The sequence below is a fragment of the Flavobacterium sasangense DSM 21067 genome, from assembly GCF_000686885.1.
GTDB classification, from domain to species: domain Bacteria; phylum Bacteroidota; class Bacteroidia; order Flavobacteriales; family Flavobacteriaceae; genus Flavobacterium; species Flavobacterium sasangense.
Window position 1 is genome coordinate 269425 of the sequence record NZ_JMLU01000001.1, and the last position, 18146, is coordinate 287570.

Here is an 18146-nt window from a genome sequence, read left to right on the forward strand (position 1 = left end):
TTATAACTTTGAAAAATTAAAGAACACCAATATTATGTCACAAAAACGCCTTTTTTTACTCGATGCTTACGCCTTAATTTTCAGAGGTTACTATGCTTTTATAAAAAATCCTCGTATCAATTCGAAAGGAATGGATACTTCTGCCATTATGGGATTCATGAATTCTTTGATGGATGTAATTAAACGCGAAAAACCTGACCATTTAGCAGTAGCATTTGATAAAGGCGGAAGCGATTACCGTTTTGAAATGTATCAAGAATACAAAGCGCATCGTGACGAAACTCCAGAAGCAATTAAAATTGCTGTTCCTTATATTCAAGAATTATTAAGAGCAATGCACATTCCAATTATCGAAAAAGCAGGTTTTGAAGCCGATGATTTAATTGGAACATTGGCTAAACAAGCCGAAAAAGAAGGTTTTCAAGTGTTCATGGTAACGCCAGATAAGGATTTTGCGCAATTGGTTTCGGAAAATATTTTCATGTACAAACCTGCTCGAATGGGGAATGACATCGAGATTTGGGGAATTCCCGAAGTCTTAGAAAAATTTGAAATTGAGCGCCCAGAACAAGTGATTGATTTCTTAGGAATGATGGGCGATTCTGCCGATAATATTCCAGGATTGCCTGGCGTAGGTGAAAAAACTGCTAAAAAATTCTTAGCGGAATATGGTACTTTAGAAAACTTATTAGCCAATACGCATCAATTAAAAGGTGCGATGAAAGATAAAATTGAAGCCAATAAAGAATTGGGAATTTTATCCAAAAAATTAGCCACTATCCTACTCGATTGTCCGGTGACATTTGATGCTGACGATTACGAATTATCAAAACCTGATGTGGAGAAAACTGATGCTTTGTTTCAGGAATTAGAATTCCGTCAAATGAAAGCGCAGTTTGATAAACTTTTTGGAAGCGGAAAAGAATATGATGAGATTGATTCTAACGGAACTACTTCTGAAATTCAGCAACCCATTAAAAAAGCTCCAGCTAAAAAATCAAACGAAGATCAATTTGATTTGTTCGGTTTTAGTGAAGAATCGGATGAACCAACAGCGAATCATTCGTATTATGCGACTTTAGAAAATACAACGCATTTCTATCAAATTGTTCAAGGCGATTTGCCAGTAAAATTGTTAATGCAGAATTTATTGAATCAAACTTCGGTTTGTTTTGATACAGAAACTACTGGAATTGACGCTTTGAATGCCGAGTTGGTAGGAATGTCATTCTCTTTCGAAAAAGGAAAAGGGTTTTATGTTCCGTTTCCTGAAAATCAGGAAGAAGCACAAACATTAATTGAAAAATTCCGACCATTCTTCGAAAATGAAAACATCGAAAAAATTGGTCAGAACATGAAATACGACTTGAAAATTCTTTCCAATTACAATATTCAAGTCAAAGGAAAATTATTCGACACCATGATTGCGCATTATTTAATTAATCCAGATATGCGACATAATATGGATGTTTTGTCGGAAACCTATTTGAAATATTCGCCTAAATCCATTGAAACTTTAATTGGTAAAAAAGGAAAAAATCAATTGTCGATGCGCGATGTTCCTTTGGAAGATATCAAAGAATATGCAACCGAAGATGCTGATATTACCTTCCAATTAAAAGAACATTTCCAACCGATTTTAGAAAAAGTAGGTACGAAAAAATTATTCGACGAAATCGAAATTCCGCTAGTTCCTGTTTTAGCAGACATGGAAAAAGAAGGAATTCGCTTAGATGTGGAATTTCTAAAAAGTATGTCGGTTGACATGCAAAAAGAAATCGATGCGTTGGAACAACAAATCTATGAAACCGCTGGCGAGAAATTCAATTTGGCTTCTCCAAAACAGTTGGGCGATATTTTATTCGACAAACTAAAAATTGGTGGCGCGAAACAAAAGAAAACTAAAACCGGTCAATATGCCACTGGCGAAGAAGTGTTGAGTTATTTGGCTAACGAACATCAAATCGTGCGCGATATTTTAGAATGGCGTCAAATGGTGAAATTGCAAAGTACCTATATTGACGCTTTACCAAATCAAGTTGATAAAAAAACAGGAAGAGTGCATACTGATTATATGCAAACGGTTGCCGCTACAGGTCGTTTGAGTTCGAATAATCCGAATTTACAAAACATTCCTATTCGTACCGAAAGAGGAAGACAAATTAGAAAAGCGTTTATTGCGCGCGATGAAAACTACACGCTACTTTCTGCCGATTATTCTCAAATTGAATTGCGTATTATTGCGGCTTTGTGTGGCGAAGAAAATATGATTAAAGCGTTTCAAAATCACGAAGACATTCACAAAAGTACGGCCGCAAAAGTGTTCAATGTGCCTTTAGACGAAGTGACAAAAGAGCAAAGAAGTCATGCAAAAACCGTAAACTTTGGAATTATTTATGGTGTTTCAGCTTTTGGATTGAGCAACCAAACCAACTTATCAAGAAAAGAAAGTGCTGAATTAATTGAAGCGTATTACAAAACGTATCCAAGATTAAAATCGTTCATTCAAGAGCAAGTGGATTTTGCAAGAGAACACGGCTATGTAGAAACGATCTCGGGAAGAAGACGTTATTTAAAAGACATCAACTCAGCCAACGCAATTGTTCGTGGTGGTGCGGAACGAAATGCAGTGAATGCGCCAATTCAAGGTTCAGCTGCGGATATTATTAAAATTGCGATGATTAACATTCACAAAAAACTGACTTCTGAAAATTGGAAATCAAAAATGCTATTGCAAGTACATGACGAATTAGTATTTGATGTACACAACTCCGAATTAGAAAAAATTCAACCAATGATCAAACACGAAATGGAAAACGCGTTCAAAATGGCAGTTCCATTAGATGTGGAAATTGGATTGGGTAAAAATTGGTTGGAAGCGCATTAGGAAAGTGTTCAGTGGACAGTAGCAGTTGGCAGTTTATAATAACAATTAAAACAAATATTTAGAAATGAAGAAAATTTTATTAGTAGCCGTTTTAGCAATTTTGGCTTCATGTGAAAACATTACCACAAAAAACAATGCTCCTGAAGATATTGAATTTGCTAAAGAATTAGCAACTAAATTTTATGAAGAATTATCTAATAAAGACACAACCAAAATTAGTAGTTACTTAGACAAATCTATTCCTAAAGAAGAACTTGGCAAATTAGTCAAGAAAAACCTACAAGACTATGGAGAAATAATTAAAGTTGACATCAATAAAACTCAAACTTCTAGCGTAACAAAAAATGATGTTAATGAGACAAAATATAGTATGGAAATATTAACCATTTACCAAAAAGGCAAAACTCTTGATGAGATTTCATTTACAAAAGACAACAATAAAGGAATCACACTAAATTCATATTTAGTCCATGAGGTAATTGAATAAGAAGTCTCAAATATTTATTACAAACCCGATACGTTTCAAAACCTATCGGGTTAATTTTTTTAAAATCATTTTGTCATTTCAAATAATATTTAGATATTTGTCTAAATATATAAATTAATATGAACGCAATTTTCAAAGCCTTAAACGACGAAACCAGAAGAGATATTCTGGAATTGCTGCGTAAACAGGAAATGACAGCTGGCGATATTGCGGACCAATTTCATATTTCAAAGCCTAGTATTTCGCATCATTTAGATATTTTAAAACGTGCCGATTTAGTCACGAGCGAGAAAAAAGGACAATTTGTAGTCTATTCTTTAAATACTACAATTGTTGATGATATTTTACAATGGATTATTACTCTAAAAAAATAGAATATGGAAAAGTTTAAAAAAGAAATTCCGTTTTTAGCAATTGCTTTAATTCCTTTTGCTTATCTAATTTACATTTGGAATCGGTTACCAGAAAAAGTTCCAATGCATTGGAATGGCGCTGGAGAAATTGATCGCTATGGCGATAAAAAAGAACTTCTTGTAACATTATTCATGCTAGTTGGAATCACCTATTTTGTTTTCCTAATTATTCCTTCTATTGACCCAAAACAAAAACTGCAAAACATGGGAAACAAACTGAATAATTTACGAATGATTCTTACTTTATTCATGTCGGGTTTAGCGGTTTTTATTTTGTATAGTGTTCAACAAAAAAGTAGCAATCCCGGATTTGTGTTTGCCATTATTGGCTTACTTTTTGCTTTCTTAGGTAATTATTTCAAAACCATAAAACCGAATTATTTCATCGGAATTAGAACACCTTGGACACTAGAAAACGAAGAAGTTTGGAAAAAAACACATTTAATGGGCGGAAAATTATGGTTCGTTGGCGGGCTTTTAATGGCGTTGACATTTTTGTTACCAAACGAAATGCAATTGTATACTTTTTTAGGAATTACTGCCGTTATTACTATTGTTCCAATTGTATATTCGTATTTAGAATTCAAAAAAATTAAAAATCAGTAACAAAATAAAATCTCAACTACTAATTTGGAAAACAGAATATTATGAAAAAATTACTTCTCTTATTATTTGCTTTTTCGAGCTTCACTTTCGCTCAAGATAAATTCACACGAATGGATAGTTTGTTGAACTATTTACATGAAAACAACAAATTCATGGGTTCGTTAACCATTCGCGAAGGAGAAAATGTGGTTTTTAATAAAGCGTATGGTTATGCTGATATTGAAAAAAATATTAAAGCTGATCGTTTTACACGTTACAAAATTGGTTCTATTTCAAAAACTTTTACGGCCGTAATGGTAATGCAATTGATAGAAGAGAAAAAGTTGACTTTGCAAACCAAATTGAATCGTTTTTATCCAAAAGTTAAGAATGCTGATAAAATCTCAATTTACGATTTATTACACCACAGAACAGGAATTGTTGATTACATAAACCAAGATTCTACTTTTCATAAAGTGTTAGATAAAAAACATTCGAAAGAAGATATTTTAAAAGTAATTACATCTTACAAACCTGTTTTTGAGCCTGGAAGTAAATATCAATATAGCAATTCAAACTTTTTTATTTTAGGCTGTATTATTGAAAAGTTAACTAAAAAATCCTACGCTGAAAATTTACAAAATCGAATCGTTAAAAAAGCTGAATTAGGAACGTACGAAAACAAAACCGAAATGACCGCTAAAGGCGCAGTCAATAATAAAGTTTTCGTTCCAACTACATACTATAAAGAAGAAGCAACAAATACAGCAAATAAAGAAAGTTATTCCTATTATTTTGATGGGACCAATTGGGTGAAATCGTTAGAAAACAACAATTCGATAGCGTTTGCTTCTGGCGGAATTACATCAACTACTGCTGATTTAACGAAGTTTATTTATGCACTTTTCAATGGAAAATTGGTTAGCCCAACTTCTTTAGACCAAATGAAAGAAATTAAAGAAGGTTACGGAAAAGCTTTAATTCAGTTTCCATTTGGCGAAAGACGTTTTTATGGTCATGGTGGAAGAATTGAGAATTTCAGCTCGATGTTAGGCTATTATCCAACCGAAAAATTAAGTTTTTCTTTAATTTCAAATGGCGATAATTTTGTACAAAACGATATTATCATTGGAATTTTAAGTATTTATTATAAAATGCCGTTCCCATTTCCAAAGTTCATGAAGATGGATAAAGCAGAATTAGCAAAATTCATAGGAACTTATGCGTCAAAAGATTTACAAATAAAAATCACAGTTTCTGAAAAAAATGGCGAATTGTTTGCTCAAGCTACTGGACAAGGTGCTTTTCCATTGACATTTAAAGAAGAAACCACTTTTGTTTTTGCAGCAGCTGGAATTGAAATGGTTTTTGGAGATAAGTCATTTGTGCTAATTCAAGGTGGAATGAAATTTAACTTTACAAAAGAATAGTTAAAAAAATGAAATTACTATTTACTTTCCTAATTATTCTATCTTCTAACTTTGTGAAATCACAGAATTTTGACAAGTTTGAAGATTATATTGTTAATGAATGGATTCTTGAGAACTATGAAATAAATGGTACAAAATTTCCGCCAAAATCTGGACATGAAAATGATAAAATGATTTTTACAAAAGAGTATAAATCAGAATCTATAAATAATGGGATTTCGCAAAAAGGAACTTGGAAATTTGATAAATCAAAAGGAATTCTGCTTGTAGTAGACGAAAAAAATAGATTTAATATGGAATTAAAAGTAATTTCATATTCTGAGAACAATTGTATTCTAGAATTAGAAAATCCCGAAAATCAAAAAATAAAAATATTCTTAAAAGCTAATAAATAAAAACTCAAGCTTAATAAAACAATATGCAAAACACCATCGCTACCATCAAAAGCATTACCAATAGCAAATATCTCGATATCATTGGAGTGGTTTTGGTGGTGGGCGTTTCAGTGTATTTAGAATATTACAAAACTACGTACGATTTTAGTTTTAACGGAAAGAATTACTCGTTTTACTTGGGTTATTTTTCCATTCTAAACACTTGCTTATCGATGATGGCAACACGATTGGTTACCAAGAAAAACAATATTGGGAATTTAATCAGTACTTGTAACACCTTATTAAGCGGAAGTATCGATTATCTTTTAGGAAATATTGGTGCGATTTTAACGTATCCCGTTTCGTTTTTTGGAAACTATTTTGCGTTCCGAATTTGGAAAAAGAAACAATATTTGAATGCTATTGACGGTATCTTTTTCCGAAATATGGCAATTGGCTTACTGCTTTCGTTAGTATTGAATTACATTGCTTTCACTACCTTTTCAGACAAAGCGATTGATTGGAAATTATTCTTCGCCATAGCTATTCCGGCTGGAATTAGTTTTGGCGGCACCTTTAATATAGGAAGAATGTATCCTGATAATTGGATCAATTGGCAAGTGTATAATTTATTCAAAATTGTACAAAATGTAATGCTGATGAACATTGCCAACACAGCAAAATATGTGTTTTATATGTTTAATGCGATTTTAGGTTACATCACTTGGAAAGATGATAAAGCGAAACAACTATAGTTTCCTCGTAGATTCTCTCTGACGCAACTCTGTTTTAATTACTACCGTTTGCGGTTGGTAAAACTCGTCTTTAGAATTTAGTTTATGGATTAATAACTCCGCTGCTTTGGCTCCAATTTCTGGCGCGTGTTGACTCACGGTTGATAAACTCGGCGTTAATCGTCTTGACCAAACACCATCAGCAAAACCAATAATATTTAATTCTTCAGGAATTTTGATTCCTTGTTTTAGAGCCATTCGCATCGTCATGGTGGAACTGTGTTCGTCTAATGCAAAAACAGCATCCATTTTTTTAGAAGAAATTAAGGTTTGTAGTTTTACATCAAAATCTTCAATAGCAGTTTCAAGAATAATCAAATCTTCGTCAATTGACATGTTAGCATCTGTGAGGGCTTTTTTATAGCCTTCAAAACGTAATTTTCCAACACTCAAATTATTTACAATAGAGAGCAAGGCGATTTTTTTACTTCCTAATTTAATCAAATGAGTCGTAGCATGATAAGCGGAATCAAAATCATCTACCACTACTTTATCACAATTAATACCATCGGCTACTCTATCAAACATTACGATAGGCGTTCCGCTATTCATAATATCTTTAAAATGTTTGTATTCTTTTAAAGATTGCGTTTCTTCGGCAATGGCCACAATAAAACCATCAATAGTTCCATTATTTAACATATCCATTACTTGTTGCTCTTTATTGAAAGATTCATTGGAAATTCCGGTAATCACGTTATATCCTTTTTCCAACGCTACTTTTTCAATTCCACTGAACACTTTTGCAAAAAAAGGATTCAATATATTAGGTATAATTACTCCTATAGTATTGGTACGCTGATTTTTTAGATTCTTCGCAATACTATTAGGTTTGTAATTCTGCAAAGCGGCATACTCTTGAATTTTTATTTTGGTAGCTTCGCTAATTTCAGGACTATCACTAAGTGCTTTTGATACAGTAGATATGGATACCCCAAATTCTTGGGCAATCTGTTTTAGAGTTGCTTTTGCTTTCATACGTAAAAGTTAAGAGGTAAAAATAGTGTATTTCTCGTATTTAAAAAAACAACTTCAAATGAATTTTAGATAAAGATGTGATGTGTAACGATTTAGAAAAAATAATATTTTACATTAGGGGTTTGCAATTCTAATAAATAATTGTACTTTTGCACTCCCTTTATTGGGAATGGAATGTTTAATTTAAATTAATTATTGTGAACACATTAAGCTACAAAACAGTATCAGCCAACAAAGCAACTGCAGACAAGCAGTGGATTGTTGTGGACGCTGAAGGGCATAACTTAGGTCGTTTATCTACAAAAGTAGCGATGCTTTTAAGAGGTAAATACAAGCCAAGTTATACACCGCACGTTGATTGTGGGGATAACGTAATTGTTATCAACGCAGAAAAAATCAACCTTACTGGTAACAAGTTAGATGACAAAACGTACATCAGACACACAGGTTACCCAGGAGGTCAAAGAAGTTTAACTGCTAGAGTAATGCAACAAAAAAACCCTGCATTATTAGTAGAAAAAGCTATCAAAGGAATGTTACCTAAAAACAAATTAGGTGCTGAATTATTCCGCAATTTAAATGTATATGTAGGTTCTGAGCACAAACACGCGGCTCAATCACCTAAAACCGTTAACCTAAACGATCTTAAGTAATGGGAGTTATTCACAAAATCGGTAGAAGAAAATGCGCTGTTGCACGTGTTTATGTTTCAGAAGGAACAGGTAAAATCACTGTAAACAAAAGAGAATTCACTAACTACTTCCCAACTGCAACTTTACAGTACAAAGTTATGCAACCAATGTCTATGACAGAAAATGCATCAAACTTTGACGTTAAAGTAAACGTATATGGTGGTGGTTCGACAGGACAAGCAGAAGCTGTGAGAATGGCTATTGCAAGAGCAATGTGTGAAGTTGAGGCTGAAAACAGAGCTATCCTTAAACCAGAAGGATTATTAACAAGAGATCCTAGAATGGTTGAACGTAAAAAATTCGGTCAGAAAAAAGCACGTAAGAGATTCCAATTCTCGAAACGTTAATATTCGATATTTATCAGAATATATTTTCAGATTTATTTTTACAATTAAAATTGAATTAAAAACAAAGTTGTCGATATTCCTTGTAAAAAGGGAATTAGTTTAGCATCTAAATGAAGCCTAAAGCCTAAAGCTTAAAGCTTAAAGCCCAACGGAACATTGCTAATCACGGAACGTAAACTATTACACAATGGCAAACAAAATTGACGTTAAAGAGTTATTAGAAGCAGGTGTACATTTCGGACACATGACTCGTAAATGGGATCCAAACATGGCTCCTTACATTTATATGGAGCGTAATGGTATTCATATCATTAACCTATATAAAACTGCAGCTAAAATTGAAGAAGCTAACGAAGCTTTGAAAAAAATCGCTGCATCTGGTAGAAAAGTATTATTCGTTGCTACCAAAAAACAAGCAAAAGATATCGTTGCTGAGAAAGCAGCTGCATGTAACATGCCTTACATCACTGAAAGATGGCCAGGTGGTATGTTAACTAACTTCGTAACTATCCGTAAAGCTGTTAAAAAAATGGCTTCTATTGATAGAATGAAGAAAGACGGTACTTTCATGACTTTATCTAAAAAAGAAAGATTACAAGTAGATCGTTTACGTGCTAAATTAGAGAAAAACTTAGGTTCTATTGCTGACATGTCTAGACTTCCAGCAGCTCTTTTTGTAGTAGACGTTAAAGCTGAGCATATTGCAATTAAAGAAGCACAAAAATTAAACATTCCAGTTTTCGCAATGGTAGATACGAACTCGGATCCACGTCCAATTGATTTCGTAATTCCTGCTAATGATGATGCTTCTAAATCTATTGATAAAGTTTTATCTTTAGTATCTGCTGCTTTAATCGAAGGTCTTTCTGATAGAAAAGTTGAAAAAGACGAATTACCAGCTAAAGAAGTAGAAGCTACTGAAGCTCCTGCTACCGAAACTGAAGCATAAATAAATTAAATTCCAAGAATTAAATTCCAAATTCCAAACTTGTTCTAACCATTCGTTAGCAATTTAGTAAAATTGGAATTTGGGATTTAGTAATTGGGATTTTTTACTTTTATAAACAACAAATAAAAAAAATACAAAATGGCAAATATTACTGCTGCAGACGTAAATAAATTAAGAACTATCACTGGTGCTGGAATGATGGATTGCAAGAAAGCATTAGTGGAAGCAGAAGGAGATTTCGATTTAGCTATCGAAAACTTAAGAAAAAAAGGTCAAAAAGTAGCTGCTAACCGTTCAGATAGAGAATCTACTGAAGGAGCTGCTGTTGCTGTTATCAATGCTGATAATACTGCGGGAGTTGCAATCACTTTAAACTGTGAAACTGACTTCGTAGGTAAAAATGAAGCATTCGTAAAATTAGCAAACGATTTAGCTAACCAAGCATTAAACTTCGCTACTAAAGAAGAATTATTAGCTTCTGATTTCAACGGAATTACTGTTGCTGAGAAATTAATCGAGCAAACAGGAGTTATCGGAGAAAAAATCGAAATCGGTGCTTTTGAAAGATTAGAAGGTGCATTCGTAGGATCTTACATCCACGCTGGTAAAATTGCTACTTTAGTAGCTTTATCTGCTAACGTTGCTGGTGCTGACGAAGCTGCTAAAAACGTTGCAATGCAAGCTGCTGCTATGAACCCAATTGCTTTAAACGAAGCTGGTGTTGATGCTGCAATCATTGAAAAAGAAATCGAAATCGCTAAAGAGCAATTAAGAGCTGAAGGTAAACCAGAAGCAATGTTAGACAACATTTCTAAAGGAAAAATCCAACGTTTCTACAAAGACAATACTTTAGTAAACCAAGATTATATCAAAGACAGTTCTATGAGTGTTGCTGCTTACATTAAATCTGTAGACGCAAACTTAACTGTTACTGGATTTAGTAGAGTTGCTTTAGGATAATCCTATTCTAAACTAATAAATACAAAACCTTAATTCTTTAACAAGAGTTAAGGTTTTTTTCTTTTTAAAATACTGTATATTTGGGGTAAACGAAAAAAGAAAATAGCTTTGAAAAAAATTGCTCTTCTATTTGCCCTTGTATCAGCTTCATTATTTGCTCAAGAAAAAAAATACCAAAGTTTATTGTGGGAGATTAGCGGTAATGGTTTGCAAAAAAAATCATACGTTTACGGTTCTATGCACGTAAGTGATAAAGTTTCGTATCATTTATCGGATAATTTTTTTAAACATCTTCAAGAAGCCGATATCATTGCAAATGAGAGTGAACCAGGAACTTGGACAACGCTTTTCGATTTGTTTAGCTTTTACAGTCAGTATGCCAATCAAGGTAAATTTTATACTAATTTTTATATTCAACCTATTGAAAAAGATAATTTATATCCACTTTTCAGAAGCAGCAATTACAACTTAATAAGCCTTCTTACACGAACAAACGAAGCGCAAAAAGACTATCAAGAAGAAACCTATCTAGATATGTTTATCTACAGAACAGGTAGAAAATACAACAAAAGAACTGTTGGTTTAGAAGACGTAAAGCAATCGACTTTAAACATCATGATGGCGCAAGCAAAAATGGATGAAAGCGAAGTAGATAAAAATCGTCAAGCTATTTTAAAATTATTAAAAAACAAATCATACGACCAAGCACTTAACGATTATTACAGAGAAAAAGACCTAGACATGATTGATTCATTAACCATGTTAAGCTCACCAAAATCATTTTTAAAAGCCATGCTTTTTGACCGAAACATAGAAATGGTTAAGAACATGGATTCAATTATGAAAACTGGAAGTTTATTCAGTGCCATTGGAGCGGCTCACTTGCCAGGACCAAAAGGTGTTATCGAATTACTTCGCGCTAAAGGGTATAAGGTCACACCCGTTTTTGGCAATTATACCGAAAAAGGAAAAGCAGCCAAAAAACAAATTGAAGAATACTTTACCAAACCTGAATTAAAAAATAGAGCAACGGCAGACGGTATGATTTCCTTGCCTTTATTTGAAATTGTACTTGAAAACGGCGAAGATTTAGAATCGCCCGACTTAGTAAATGGTGGTTATGTAAACGTAAAAAGAAAACTCCTAAATGACTTCTTGAACAAGAAAAATAAAACATTCAATATCAAAACTTTAGACAGTTTGTTCTATGAAAATATTCCAGGGGATATACTAGAAAAAAAATCATTTCAAGAAAAAAATTATTGGGTCTACGATATTAAAAGTAAAACCAAAACAGGCAACGCGCAACGTTATCGCTATTACATTACGCCACTAGAAATTATCACAGTAATTATGGGTGGCGAAGGTGATTATGTAAGACGCTTTGAAGAGGATATTTTTTCTAAAATCGAGATAAAAAACAGCAAAAACACTTGGGAAAAAATTAGTCCAATAAAAGGAAATTTTGAAATTCAAGTTCCGGCTTACAATACTTACACTGGAAACAAAAACAACGGCAAAGACAACTCCGACATTGCTATTACGGCTTTAGATGAAAAGAAAAAAAGCTTTTACTTTTTAATCGAAAAAACACTTTCTGAAATTGATAATTTAGAAAATTCAGAATACGAATTAAAACGAATCCACCAAGAATTTTACGCCCAACACGAATTAGATTCTACCCAAACTAAATTCAATAAAGAACGAATTGCTTTCTTTTCAAAATCGAGTATTGAAAACAGAGAGATTCAACTAAAATCGCAATTAAACGGCAATAAATATTACCTTTTAGGAACAGTTAATGCAGAAGATGCAGATACCAAACATTTTTTCGATTCATTTGAAATTAAACCTTCATTAGAATCTGAAAGTTATAGAATATTCCGTGATACAACGAATCATTTTAGTATTGAAATTCCTGAAAAACAAAACGAGCACTTAGACTTCTTAGTGGAAAGAGAACTTCAAAACGGTAGCAAAAAGAAAAATCATTTTACGACACAATCTAAAAACTATCAATTTTTAGGAAGTAATGGTTCAATAATACAACTTAACTATTACAAATATCATCGTTATGAGACTGAAAAATCAATAGATTCTATTTGGAAAAATTATCGTAAACAAATCATAGGTGATGTAACTGCAAATGAAACCCCTGCAGATATTGAAGGTGATAACGAAGTAATTGAAGTACCAATTGTTGAAGAAGACCTTAATTTAGCTTCTGATTATATGTTTTCAGATTGGGATAAAAAACTATTCCCAAAAGATGAACAACTAAAAATTATTGACGAAAAAATTAGTTACGACAAAGATAAAAATGTACATACTTTTGAAGCAATGGTTTCAAAACCAAGTTCAAAACAAGCTATTAAATACAAATTATTACTGAATGGAAATACCATTTATGAGCTATCTACATTGGTTTCTAAAAACTATGATAACAAAGATCCTTTTGTAGAAAAAACATTCCATTCTATTACTTTACAAAACAAAAAAACAGAGAACATTTTAGAAAATAAAATGGACTTATTTTTAAGCGATGTTAGAAGTAAGCACGATAGCATTCGTTATTCTGCCTTAAAATCGATTGATTATTTAACGATAGAAAAAGAAGATTTCCCAAAGTTTAAAACCTTCTTAAATACTTTTAAATTTAGAGATGATGAAACTGAAATTCTTGGGGAATTATATGAAAAATTAGGACGAATTAAATCACCTGAAGTTATTACCTATTTAGAAAATGCTTACAAGAAAGAAAATACAAATACGGTTATTCAATTTGCTGTTTTAAGAGCGTTAACCTTTCAAAAAAGTAAAGAAGCATATAAGAAAATACAAGAACTATTAGAATATGATTTGCCTATTTCAGATAATGAATATGAAATTATCGAACTTTTTAATCATTTTGAAGAAGACTTAGAAAACAGTCAGGTTTTGTTTCCAAATATTTTTCAATATTACAGTATTAAAGAGTTCCATGAGCCTATTGTATCTTTTACACGTCAGCTTTTGATAAAAAATCACGGCAATGCAAAAAAATTAAAATCGTACAAAAAAATGATTTTAACCAATGCAAAACTAGAATACAAACGATTAGCTAGCTGGAAAAGCAAACAAAACTTTAAAAATAAAGACGAGGACGAATACTATGAAAAAGATGAAGCTCCAATAGAAGATTTTATAAGTTATTACACAATTTTATATCCGTTTAAGGCCGAAAAAGATGTGTCAGAATTATTTAAAAAGGCAACCGATTTAAGAATTGAAGAATTGGATTTAGCATTTGCAGAAGTACAATTGGAAAAAACCAATCAAGTTGATTCTCAAACAATGGATAGCGTTCTTGAAAATGAGAAAATTCAGTTTAAAGGGTTTTTAATGCTGCATCACATGAAGCAAAATTCGTATTTAACAAAATATGACGCAAAAACTATTGCCATGGCTGCCGATATTTACTTTGAAGACATCGATAAGGAAAAAGACTCATTGTCCTTCTATGATACTAAGGATATTAAATTTAATGGTAAAAAAATCACGTACTTCTTCTTCAAGAAAATCAACATCGAAGAGAATTCATACAATACCAATCAACAAAAAATTAGTGGCATTGCATTTATAACAGAAAATGGAAAAATCAATATAAAAGAATATTGTAAATTAAATGCTAAAACCTATTTAGAAGAAAAAGAAATTGATGCAATAATTAAATGCATGATTGACGAATCGTTAAACGATAATCATAGAAGAGCCTCTTATGGCAAACTTAAAAACGGAAATCAATTTTCTGTTGAAGATTATTTAGAAGAATATTAATATGTTTCAAAGAAGAAAAGATATCATCTACGTTGTATTAGCTGGAATTTTCATTACCAATGCTTTAGTAGCAGAATTAATTGGAGGAAAACTAATATATATTGGCGATGTAGTCATGAGTTTGGGGATTTTACCTTGGCCAATAGTTTTCATCACAACCGATTTAATCAATGAATATTTTGGAGAAAAAGGAGTAAAGAAACTATCTTTTATAACAGCTGGATTGATTGCCTACACCTTTTTCTTATTACTAATTGGACTTCAAATTCCAGCAGTAAAAGGAAATGGTTTAATAACCGACGAACAATTCACTGCTGTTTTTGGGCAAAGTATGTGGATTATTGTGGGAAGTATTACGGCTTTTTTAGTTTCTCAATTAATTGACGTTACAATCTTTCATTTTGTCAAAAACCGAACAGGAAAAAAGATGATTTGGCTAAGAAGTACGGGTTCAACTGTAATTTCGCAACTTTTCGATAGTTTCATTGTACTCGGAATTGCCTTTTGGTTACCGGGAAAAATCGATACTAAAATGTTTATTGCATCTGCATTAACAGGTTACACAGTAAAATTATTAATTGCTATTGGATTAACACCTTTAATCTATCTAGGTCATTATTTAATAGAAAAATATTTAGCAAAAGATGGAAAATAAAACCCGTTGCGCTTGGTGCGAAAAAGACGATTTATATAGAAATTATCACGATAACGAATGGGGAAAACCCGTTTATGACGATGAAATCATCTTCGAATTTTTGATTTTAGAAACGTTTCAAGCAGGATTGAGTTGGTATACTGTTTTAGCCAAAAGAGAAAATTTCAGAAAAGCATTTGACAATTTCGATTTAATGAAAATAGCGAATTATTCGGAAGACAAAATGGATGCATTAGCAGAAGATGCTGGAATTATTCGAAACAAATTAAAGATTAAAGCTACGGTTACCAATGCGCAAGCGTTTATAAAAGTGCGAGAAGAATTTGGAAGTTTCTCTAAATACATTTGGGGATTTGTAGATGGAAAACCTATTGATAACAAACCCAAAACCTTAAGCGAAGTCAAAGCCACCACTCCTATCTCAGATGCTTTGAGCAAAGATTTAAAAAAACGCGGATTCAAATTTGTAGGCTCTACAGTAATGTACGCCCATATGCAAGCTACTGGAATGGTGAATGACCATGTTGTAGATTGTCACACAAGAAAATAAAAAATGAGCAACGACCCACTTCACGGAAAATCTTTAAAAACGATTGTAGAACAATTGGTTGATTTTTATGGTTTTGATACTTTGGCAGAACTTATAAACATCAATTGTTTTAAGGAAAATCCATCGGTAAATTCTAGTTTGAAATTTTTAAGAAAAACCGATTGGGCAAGAAAAAAAGTAGAGGAATTGTATATAAGAACAATGCCAAAGTTTTAACCTTTCAACACCATCAAAAAATCTTCTCTTTCAATTTCCACACAACCTAAACTTGCTAAATGATCGTTGTAGACTTGGCAATCTAACAAATGATAATTAGCTAATTCTAATTGTTTTGCTAAGGCTATAAAAGCAAATTTACTAGCATTTGGTACTTTTGAAAACATACTTTCGCCACAAAAAACATGACCTAAATCAACACCATACAAACCACCAACTAGTTTGTCATCTTGCCAAACTTCTACACTTTTTGCGATGCCTAATTCGTGTAATTTGCAATAGGCTTCTACCATGTTATCAGTAATCCAGGTGCCTTGTTGGTCTTTTCGAGAAATCTTTTTACAGTTTAGAATTACGTCTCTAAAAGCAGTGTTGAAAGTAACTTTAAATTTCCTTTGATTGATGATATTGCGCATGCTTTTTGAAATCTTCAAATCTTCAAAAAACAAAACCATCCGCTCTGGCGGACTCCACCACAAAATAGGTTCATCATCTTCAAACCATGGAAATATTCCTGATTTATAAGCCAAAAGTAATCGCTCTGGTGATAAATCGCCTCCAACAGCTATAATCCCTTCAGGAGAAGCCATTTCTATTGGTGGAAAATATAATTCTTTGGTTAAAAAATACATCTTTTTAAATTTAGACTTCAGAAATTAGAATTTAGAAAAAGAAAAAGTCAGAAATTATAAAACTTCTGACTTCTAATCTCTAATTTCTAAATTTTAGAAAGGTAAATCGTCGTGCTCTTCTTCGTTAAAGTTAGTTGCAGGTTCAAAAGCAGCTGCTGGTGGCATTGGTGGCATTTGAGGTGCTGCCGCTGGAGCTTCTGCTTGTACTTTTTCTATTCTCCAACCTTGGATAGAGTTAAAATATTTAGTTTCTCCTTGTGGATTTACCCATTCTCTTCCTCTTAAATTGATAGACACTTTAACTTGTTCTCCAACATTATAATTGTTTAACAAATCTGTTTTATCTTGTGCAAACTCAATCAAAATGTGTTGAGGATATTGCTCTTCTGTAGTCACTACAAGCTCTCTTTTTTTGAAAGATGCACTTACTTGTTGTACAGGATTAATTAATTTTACTCTTCCTAAAACTTCCATAATACTAAAATTTATTTTTTTGCTAATAACAATTTCCAAGCATCAATTGCTCTTCCATTATCTACATACTCTTTCGCTTTTTGAAATTTTGTGTCCATATCATCCGCACTTAAAACCGCTTTGACTTCAAAATTTTCTTTTACAAATATAGCAATTTCTTCTTCGGTTGGGATATTTTCTATATTTCCTAATCTTGCTAAATCATTTCCAGTAAAATAACCACTTTCTTTGATGAAATCTGGAATCATATCTACTCCAATTCCCAAAGTAGTTAGTGGTTTTTCAACTTCAAACATGCCTACATTTGAGCGACTGTACCAATTAGCTCCCATTCGGGCAACCAAGTCGATTTTGTATTGGTCAATCATTCCGTTGGCATCTAAAATAGCTTCGTTAATGTGAATTTTTACCACTTCACAAATTACTAAATTTCCAGCACCACCTTGGTCGCCTAAAGCAATCACATCATTAATCTTACATTCAAATTGCACCGGACTTTCAGCAACACGAAATGGTTTTACTTTATCTGATTTTAGCATAGTAAATCCGGCTTTTTCAAACTCATTTACACCATCTGGATATTCCGTACTAGATAATGACATTTGTTCTACGATGTCGTAATTCACAACATTAATCACAACTTCTTTCGTATTTTGAGCGTTGATTAACGTGTGTTTTGTAGTATTATCTCGCACACGTCTAGCAGGTGAAAAAATTAAAATTGGTGGATTAGAACTGAATACATTAAAGAAACTAAATGGCGATAAATTTGGATTCCCATTACTATCCATTGTACTGGCAAAAGCGATAGGTCTTGGCGCTACGGCACTTTGTAAATATCCTTGTAATTTTGCTGGCGCTATTTCTTTTGGATCGATGCTTAACATGTTGAAACTTTTTTACAAAG

General features: G+C 32.5%; 19 protein-coding genes. 15 read left to right on the top strand and 4 right to left on the bottom strand.

Annotation, left to right across the window (positions count from 1 at the left end):
• The first annotated feature begins 31 nt into the window (after positions 1-31).
• The 7 genes from polA to BP92_RS0101295 all read left to right on the top strand — a co-directional run bounded on the left by polA (position 32) and on the right by BP92_RS0101295 (position 6931).
• Complete coding sequence (polA, locus tag BP92_RS15605; protein ID WP_035692673.1) at positions 32-2887, top strand: DNA polymerase I; 2856 nt, start codon at positions 32-34, stop codon at positions 2885-2887.
• 64 nt (positions 2888-2951) lie between these two features.
• On the top strand, positions 2952-3374 hold the full coding sequence (locus tag BP92_RS0101270; RefSeq protein WP_026724378.1) for a hypothetical protein: 423 nt from the start codon (positions 2952-2954) through the stop codon (positions 3372-3374).
• Positions 3375-3493: 119 nt separating this feature from the next.
• Positions 3494-3748 carry an autorepressor SdpR family transcription factor gene (locus BP92_RS0101275; protein WP_008256034.1) on the top strand — a complete coding sequence of 85 codons (255 nt, stop codon included), beginning with the start codon at positions 3494-3496 and terminating at the stop codon, positions 3746-3748.
• A gap of 3 nt (positions 3749-3751) precedes the next feature.
• On the top strand, positions 3752-4393 hold the full coding sequence (locus BP92_RS0101280; protein WP_026724379.1) for an SdpI family protein: 642 nt from the start codon (positions 3752-3754) through the stop codon (positions 4391-4393).
• A gap of 41 nt (positions 4394-4434) precedes the next feature.
• Positions 4435-5802: a serine hydrolase domain-containing protein gene (locus BP92_RS0101285; protein WP_051604341.1), complete on the top strand. Its 1368-nt coding sequence runs from the start codon at positions 4435-4437 to the stop codon at positions 5800-5802.
• Between the two features lie 8 nt (positions 5803-5810).
• Positions 5811-6197, top strand: coding sequence for a hypothetical protein (locus BP92_RS0101290; RefSeq protein WP_026724381.1), 387 nt, complete (start codon positions 5811-5813; stop codon positions 6195-6197).
• Positions 6198-6220: 23 nt separating this feature from the next.
• The gene (locus BP92_RS0101295) at positions 6221-6931 is read left to right on the top strand and encodes a nicotinamide mononucleotide transporter family protein (protein WP_026724382.1); all 711 of its coding nucleotides are present in this window, start codon (positions 6221-6223) and stop codon (positions 6929-6931) included.
• On the opposite strand, the gene BP92_RS0101300 is transcribed toward BP92_RS0101295, so the two are convergent.
• Entirely contained in the window at positions 6926-7948 is a 1023-nt protein-coding gene (locus BP92_RS0101300; protein ID WP_026724383.1) for a LacI family DNA-binding transcriptional regulator, read from the bottom strand. The two genes, BP92_RS0101295 and BP92_RS0101300, sit on opposite strands and share 6 nt — an antisense overlap.
• 197 nt (positions 7949-8145) lie before the next feature.
• Between BP92_RS0101300 and rplM the strand changes: the two genes are divergently transcribed.
• From rplM to BP92_RS0101340, 8 genes are all read left to right on the top strand, one after another.
• Positions 8146-8601, top strand: coding sequence for a 50S ribosomal protein L13 (rplM, locus tag BP92_RS0101305; RefSeq protein WP_026724384.1), 456 nt, complete (start codon positions 8146-8148; stop codon positions 8599-8601).
• Positions 8601-8987 (top strand): 30S ribosomal protein S9, encoded by a 387-nt coding sequence (rpsI, locus tag BP92_RS0101310; RefSeq protein ID WP_008256015.1) that lies wholly within the window; start codon positions 8601-8603, stop codon positions 8985-8987. Before rplM ends, rpsI begins: the two co-directional genes overlap by 1 nt.
• Positions 8988-9174: 187 nt before the next feature.
• Positions 9175-9936 (top strand): 30S ribosomal protein S2, encoded by a 762-nt coding sequence (rpsB, locus tag BP92_RS0101315; protein WP_008256012.1) that lies wholly within the window; start codon positions 9175-9177, stop codon positions 9934-9936.
• A 138-nt stretch (positions 9937-10074) separates the two neighbouring features.
• Positions 10075-10896 carry a translation elongation factor Ts gene (gene tsf / locus BP92_RS0101320; RefSeq protein WP_026724385.1) on the top strand — a complete coding sequence of 274 codons (822 nt, stop codon included), beginning with the start codon at positions 10075-10077 and terminating at the stop codon, positions 10894-10896.
• A 108-nt stretch (positions 10897-11004) separates the two neighbouring features.
• Positions 11005-14712, top strand: a complete 3708-nt coding sequence (locus BP92_RS0101325) for a TraB/GumN family protein (RefSeq protein ID WP_026724386.1) — start codon at positions 11005-11007, stop codon at positions 14710-14712.
• Position 14713: 1 nt separating this feature from the next.
• Positions 14714-15367, top strand: a complete 654-nt coding sequence (locus BP92_RS0101330) for a queuosine precursor transporter (protein ID WP_026724387.1) — start codon at positions 14714-14716, stop codon at positions 15365-15367.
• On the top strand, positions 15357-15917 hold the full coding sequence (locus tag BP92_RS0101335; RefSeq protein WP_026724388.1) for a DNA-3-methyladenine glycosylase I: 561 nt from the start codon (positions 15357-15359) through the stop codon (positions 15915-15917). The genes BP92_RS0101330 and BP92_RS0101335 overlap by 11 nt, the downstream gene beginning before the upstream one ends.
• A gap of 3 nt (positions 15918-15920) precedes the next feature.
• A complete protein-coding gene (locus BP92_RS0101340) occupies positions 15921-16133 on the top strand; it encodes a VF530 family protein (protein WP_026724389.1) in 213 nt (70 codons plus the stop codon).
• Here BP92_RS0101340 and aat read toward each other — a convergent pair.
• The 3 genes from aat to BP92_RS0101355 form a co-directional block, all read right to left on the bottom strand.
• Positions 16130-16765 carry a leucyl/phenylalanyl-tRNA--protein transferase gene (gene aat / locus BP92_RS0101345; RefSeq protein WP_026724390.1) on the bottom strand — a complete coding sequence of 212 codons (636 nt, stop codon included), beginning with the start codon at positions 16763-16765 and terminating at the stop codon, positions 16130-16132. The genes BP92_RS0101340 and aat overlap by 4 nt on opposite strands.
• Positions 16766-16858: 93 nt before the next feature.
• On the bottom strand, positions 16859-17239 hold the full coding sequence (locus tag BP92_RS0101350; protein ID WP_026724391.1) for a DUF3127 domain-containing protein: 381 nt from the start codon (positions 17237-17239) through the stop codon (positions 16859-16861).
• Positions 17240-17250: 11 nt separating this feature from the next.
• Positions 17251-18126, bottom strand: coding sequence for a flavin reductase family protein (locus BP92_RS0101355; protein ID WP_026724392.1), 876 nt, complete (start codon positions 18124-18126; stop codon positions 17251-17253).
• Positions 18127-18146: the final 20 nt, after the last annotated feature.

Coding starts and splice junctions, on each gene's coding strand:
- BP92_RS0101270 (WP_026724378.1), top strand. CDS start 2,952: ATGAAGAAAATTTTATTAGTAGCCGTTTTAGCAATTTTGGCTTCATGT.
- BP92_RS0101275 (WP_008256034.1), top strand. CDS start 3,494: ATGAACGCAATTTTCAAAGCCTTAAACGACGAAACCAGAAGAGATATT.
- BP92_RS0101280 (WP_026724379.1), top strand. CDS start 3,752: ATGGAAAAGTTTAAAAAAGAAATTCCGTTTTTAGCAATTGCTTTAATT.
- BP92_RS0101285 (WP_051604341.1), top strand. CDS start 4,435: ATGAAAAAATTACTTCTCTTATTATTTGCTTTTTCGAGCTTCACTTTC.
- BP92_RS0101290 (WP_026724381.1), top strand. CDS start 5,811: ATGAAATTACTATTTACTTTCCTAATTATTCTATCTTCTAACTTTGTG.
- BP92_RS0101295 (WP_026724382.1), top strand. CDS start 6,221: ATGCAAAACACCATCGCTACCATCAAAAGCATTACCAATAGCAAATAT.
- BP92_RS0101300 (WP_026724383.1), bottom strand. CDS start 7,948: ATGAAAGCAAAAGCAACTCTAAAACAGATTGCCCAAGAATTTGGGGTA.
- rpsI (WP_008256015.1), top strand. CDS start 8,601: ATGGGAGTTATTCACAAAATCGGTAGAAGAAAATGCGCTGTTGCACGT.
- rpsB (WP_008256012.1), top strand. CDS start 9,175: ATGGCAAACAAAATTGACGTTAAAGAGTTATTAGAAGCAGGTGTACAT.
- tsf (WP_026724385.1), top strand. CDS start 10,075: ATGGCAAATATTACTGCTGCAGACGTAAATAAATTAAGAACTATCACT.
- BP92_RS0101330 (WP_026724387.1), top strand. CDS start 14,714: ATGTTTCAAAGAAGAAAAGATATCATCTACGTTGTATTAGCTGGAATT.
- BP92_RS0101335 (WP_026724388.1), top strand. CDS start 15,357: ATGGAAAATAAAACCCGTTGCGCTTGGTGCGAAAAAGACGATTTATAT.
- BP92_RS0101340 (WP_026724389.1), top strand. CDS start 15,921: ATGAGCAACGACCCACTTCACGGAAAATCTTTAAAAACGATTGTAGAA.
- aat (WP_026724390.1), bottom strand. CDS start 16,765: ATGTATTTTTTAACCAAAGAATTATATTTTCCACCAATAGAAATGGCT.
- BP92_RS0101350 (WP_026724391.1), bottom strand. CDS start 17,239: ATGGAAGTTTTAGGAAGAGTAAAATTAATTAATCCTGTACAACAAGTA.
- BP92_RS0101355 (WP_026724392.1), bottom strand. CDS start 18,126: ATGTTAAGCATCGATCCAAAAGAAATAGCGCCAGCAAAATTACAAGGA.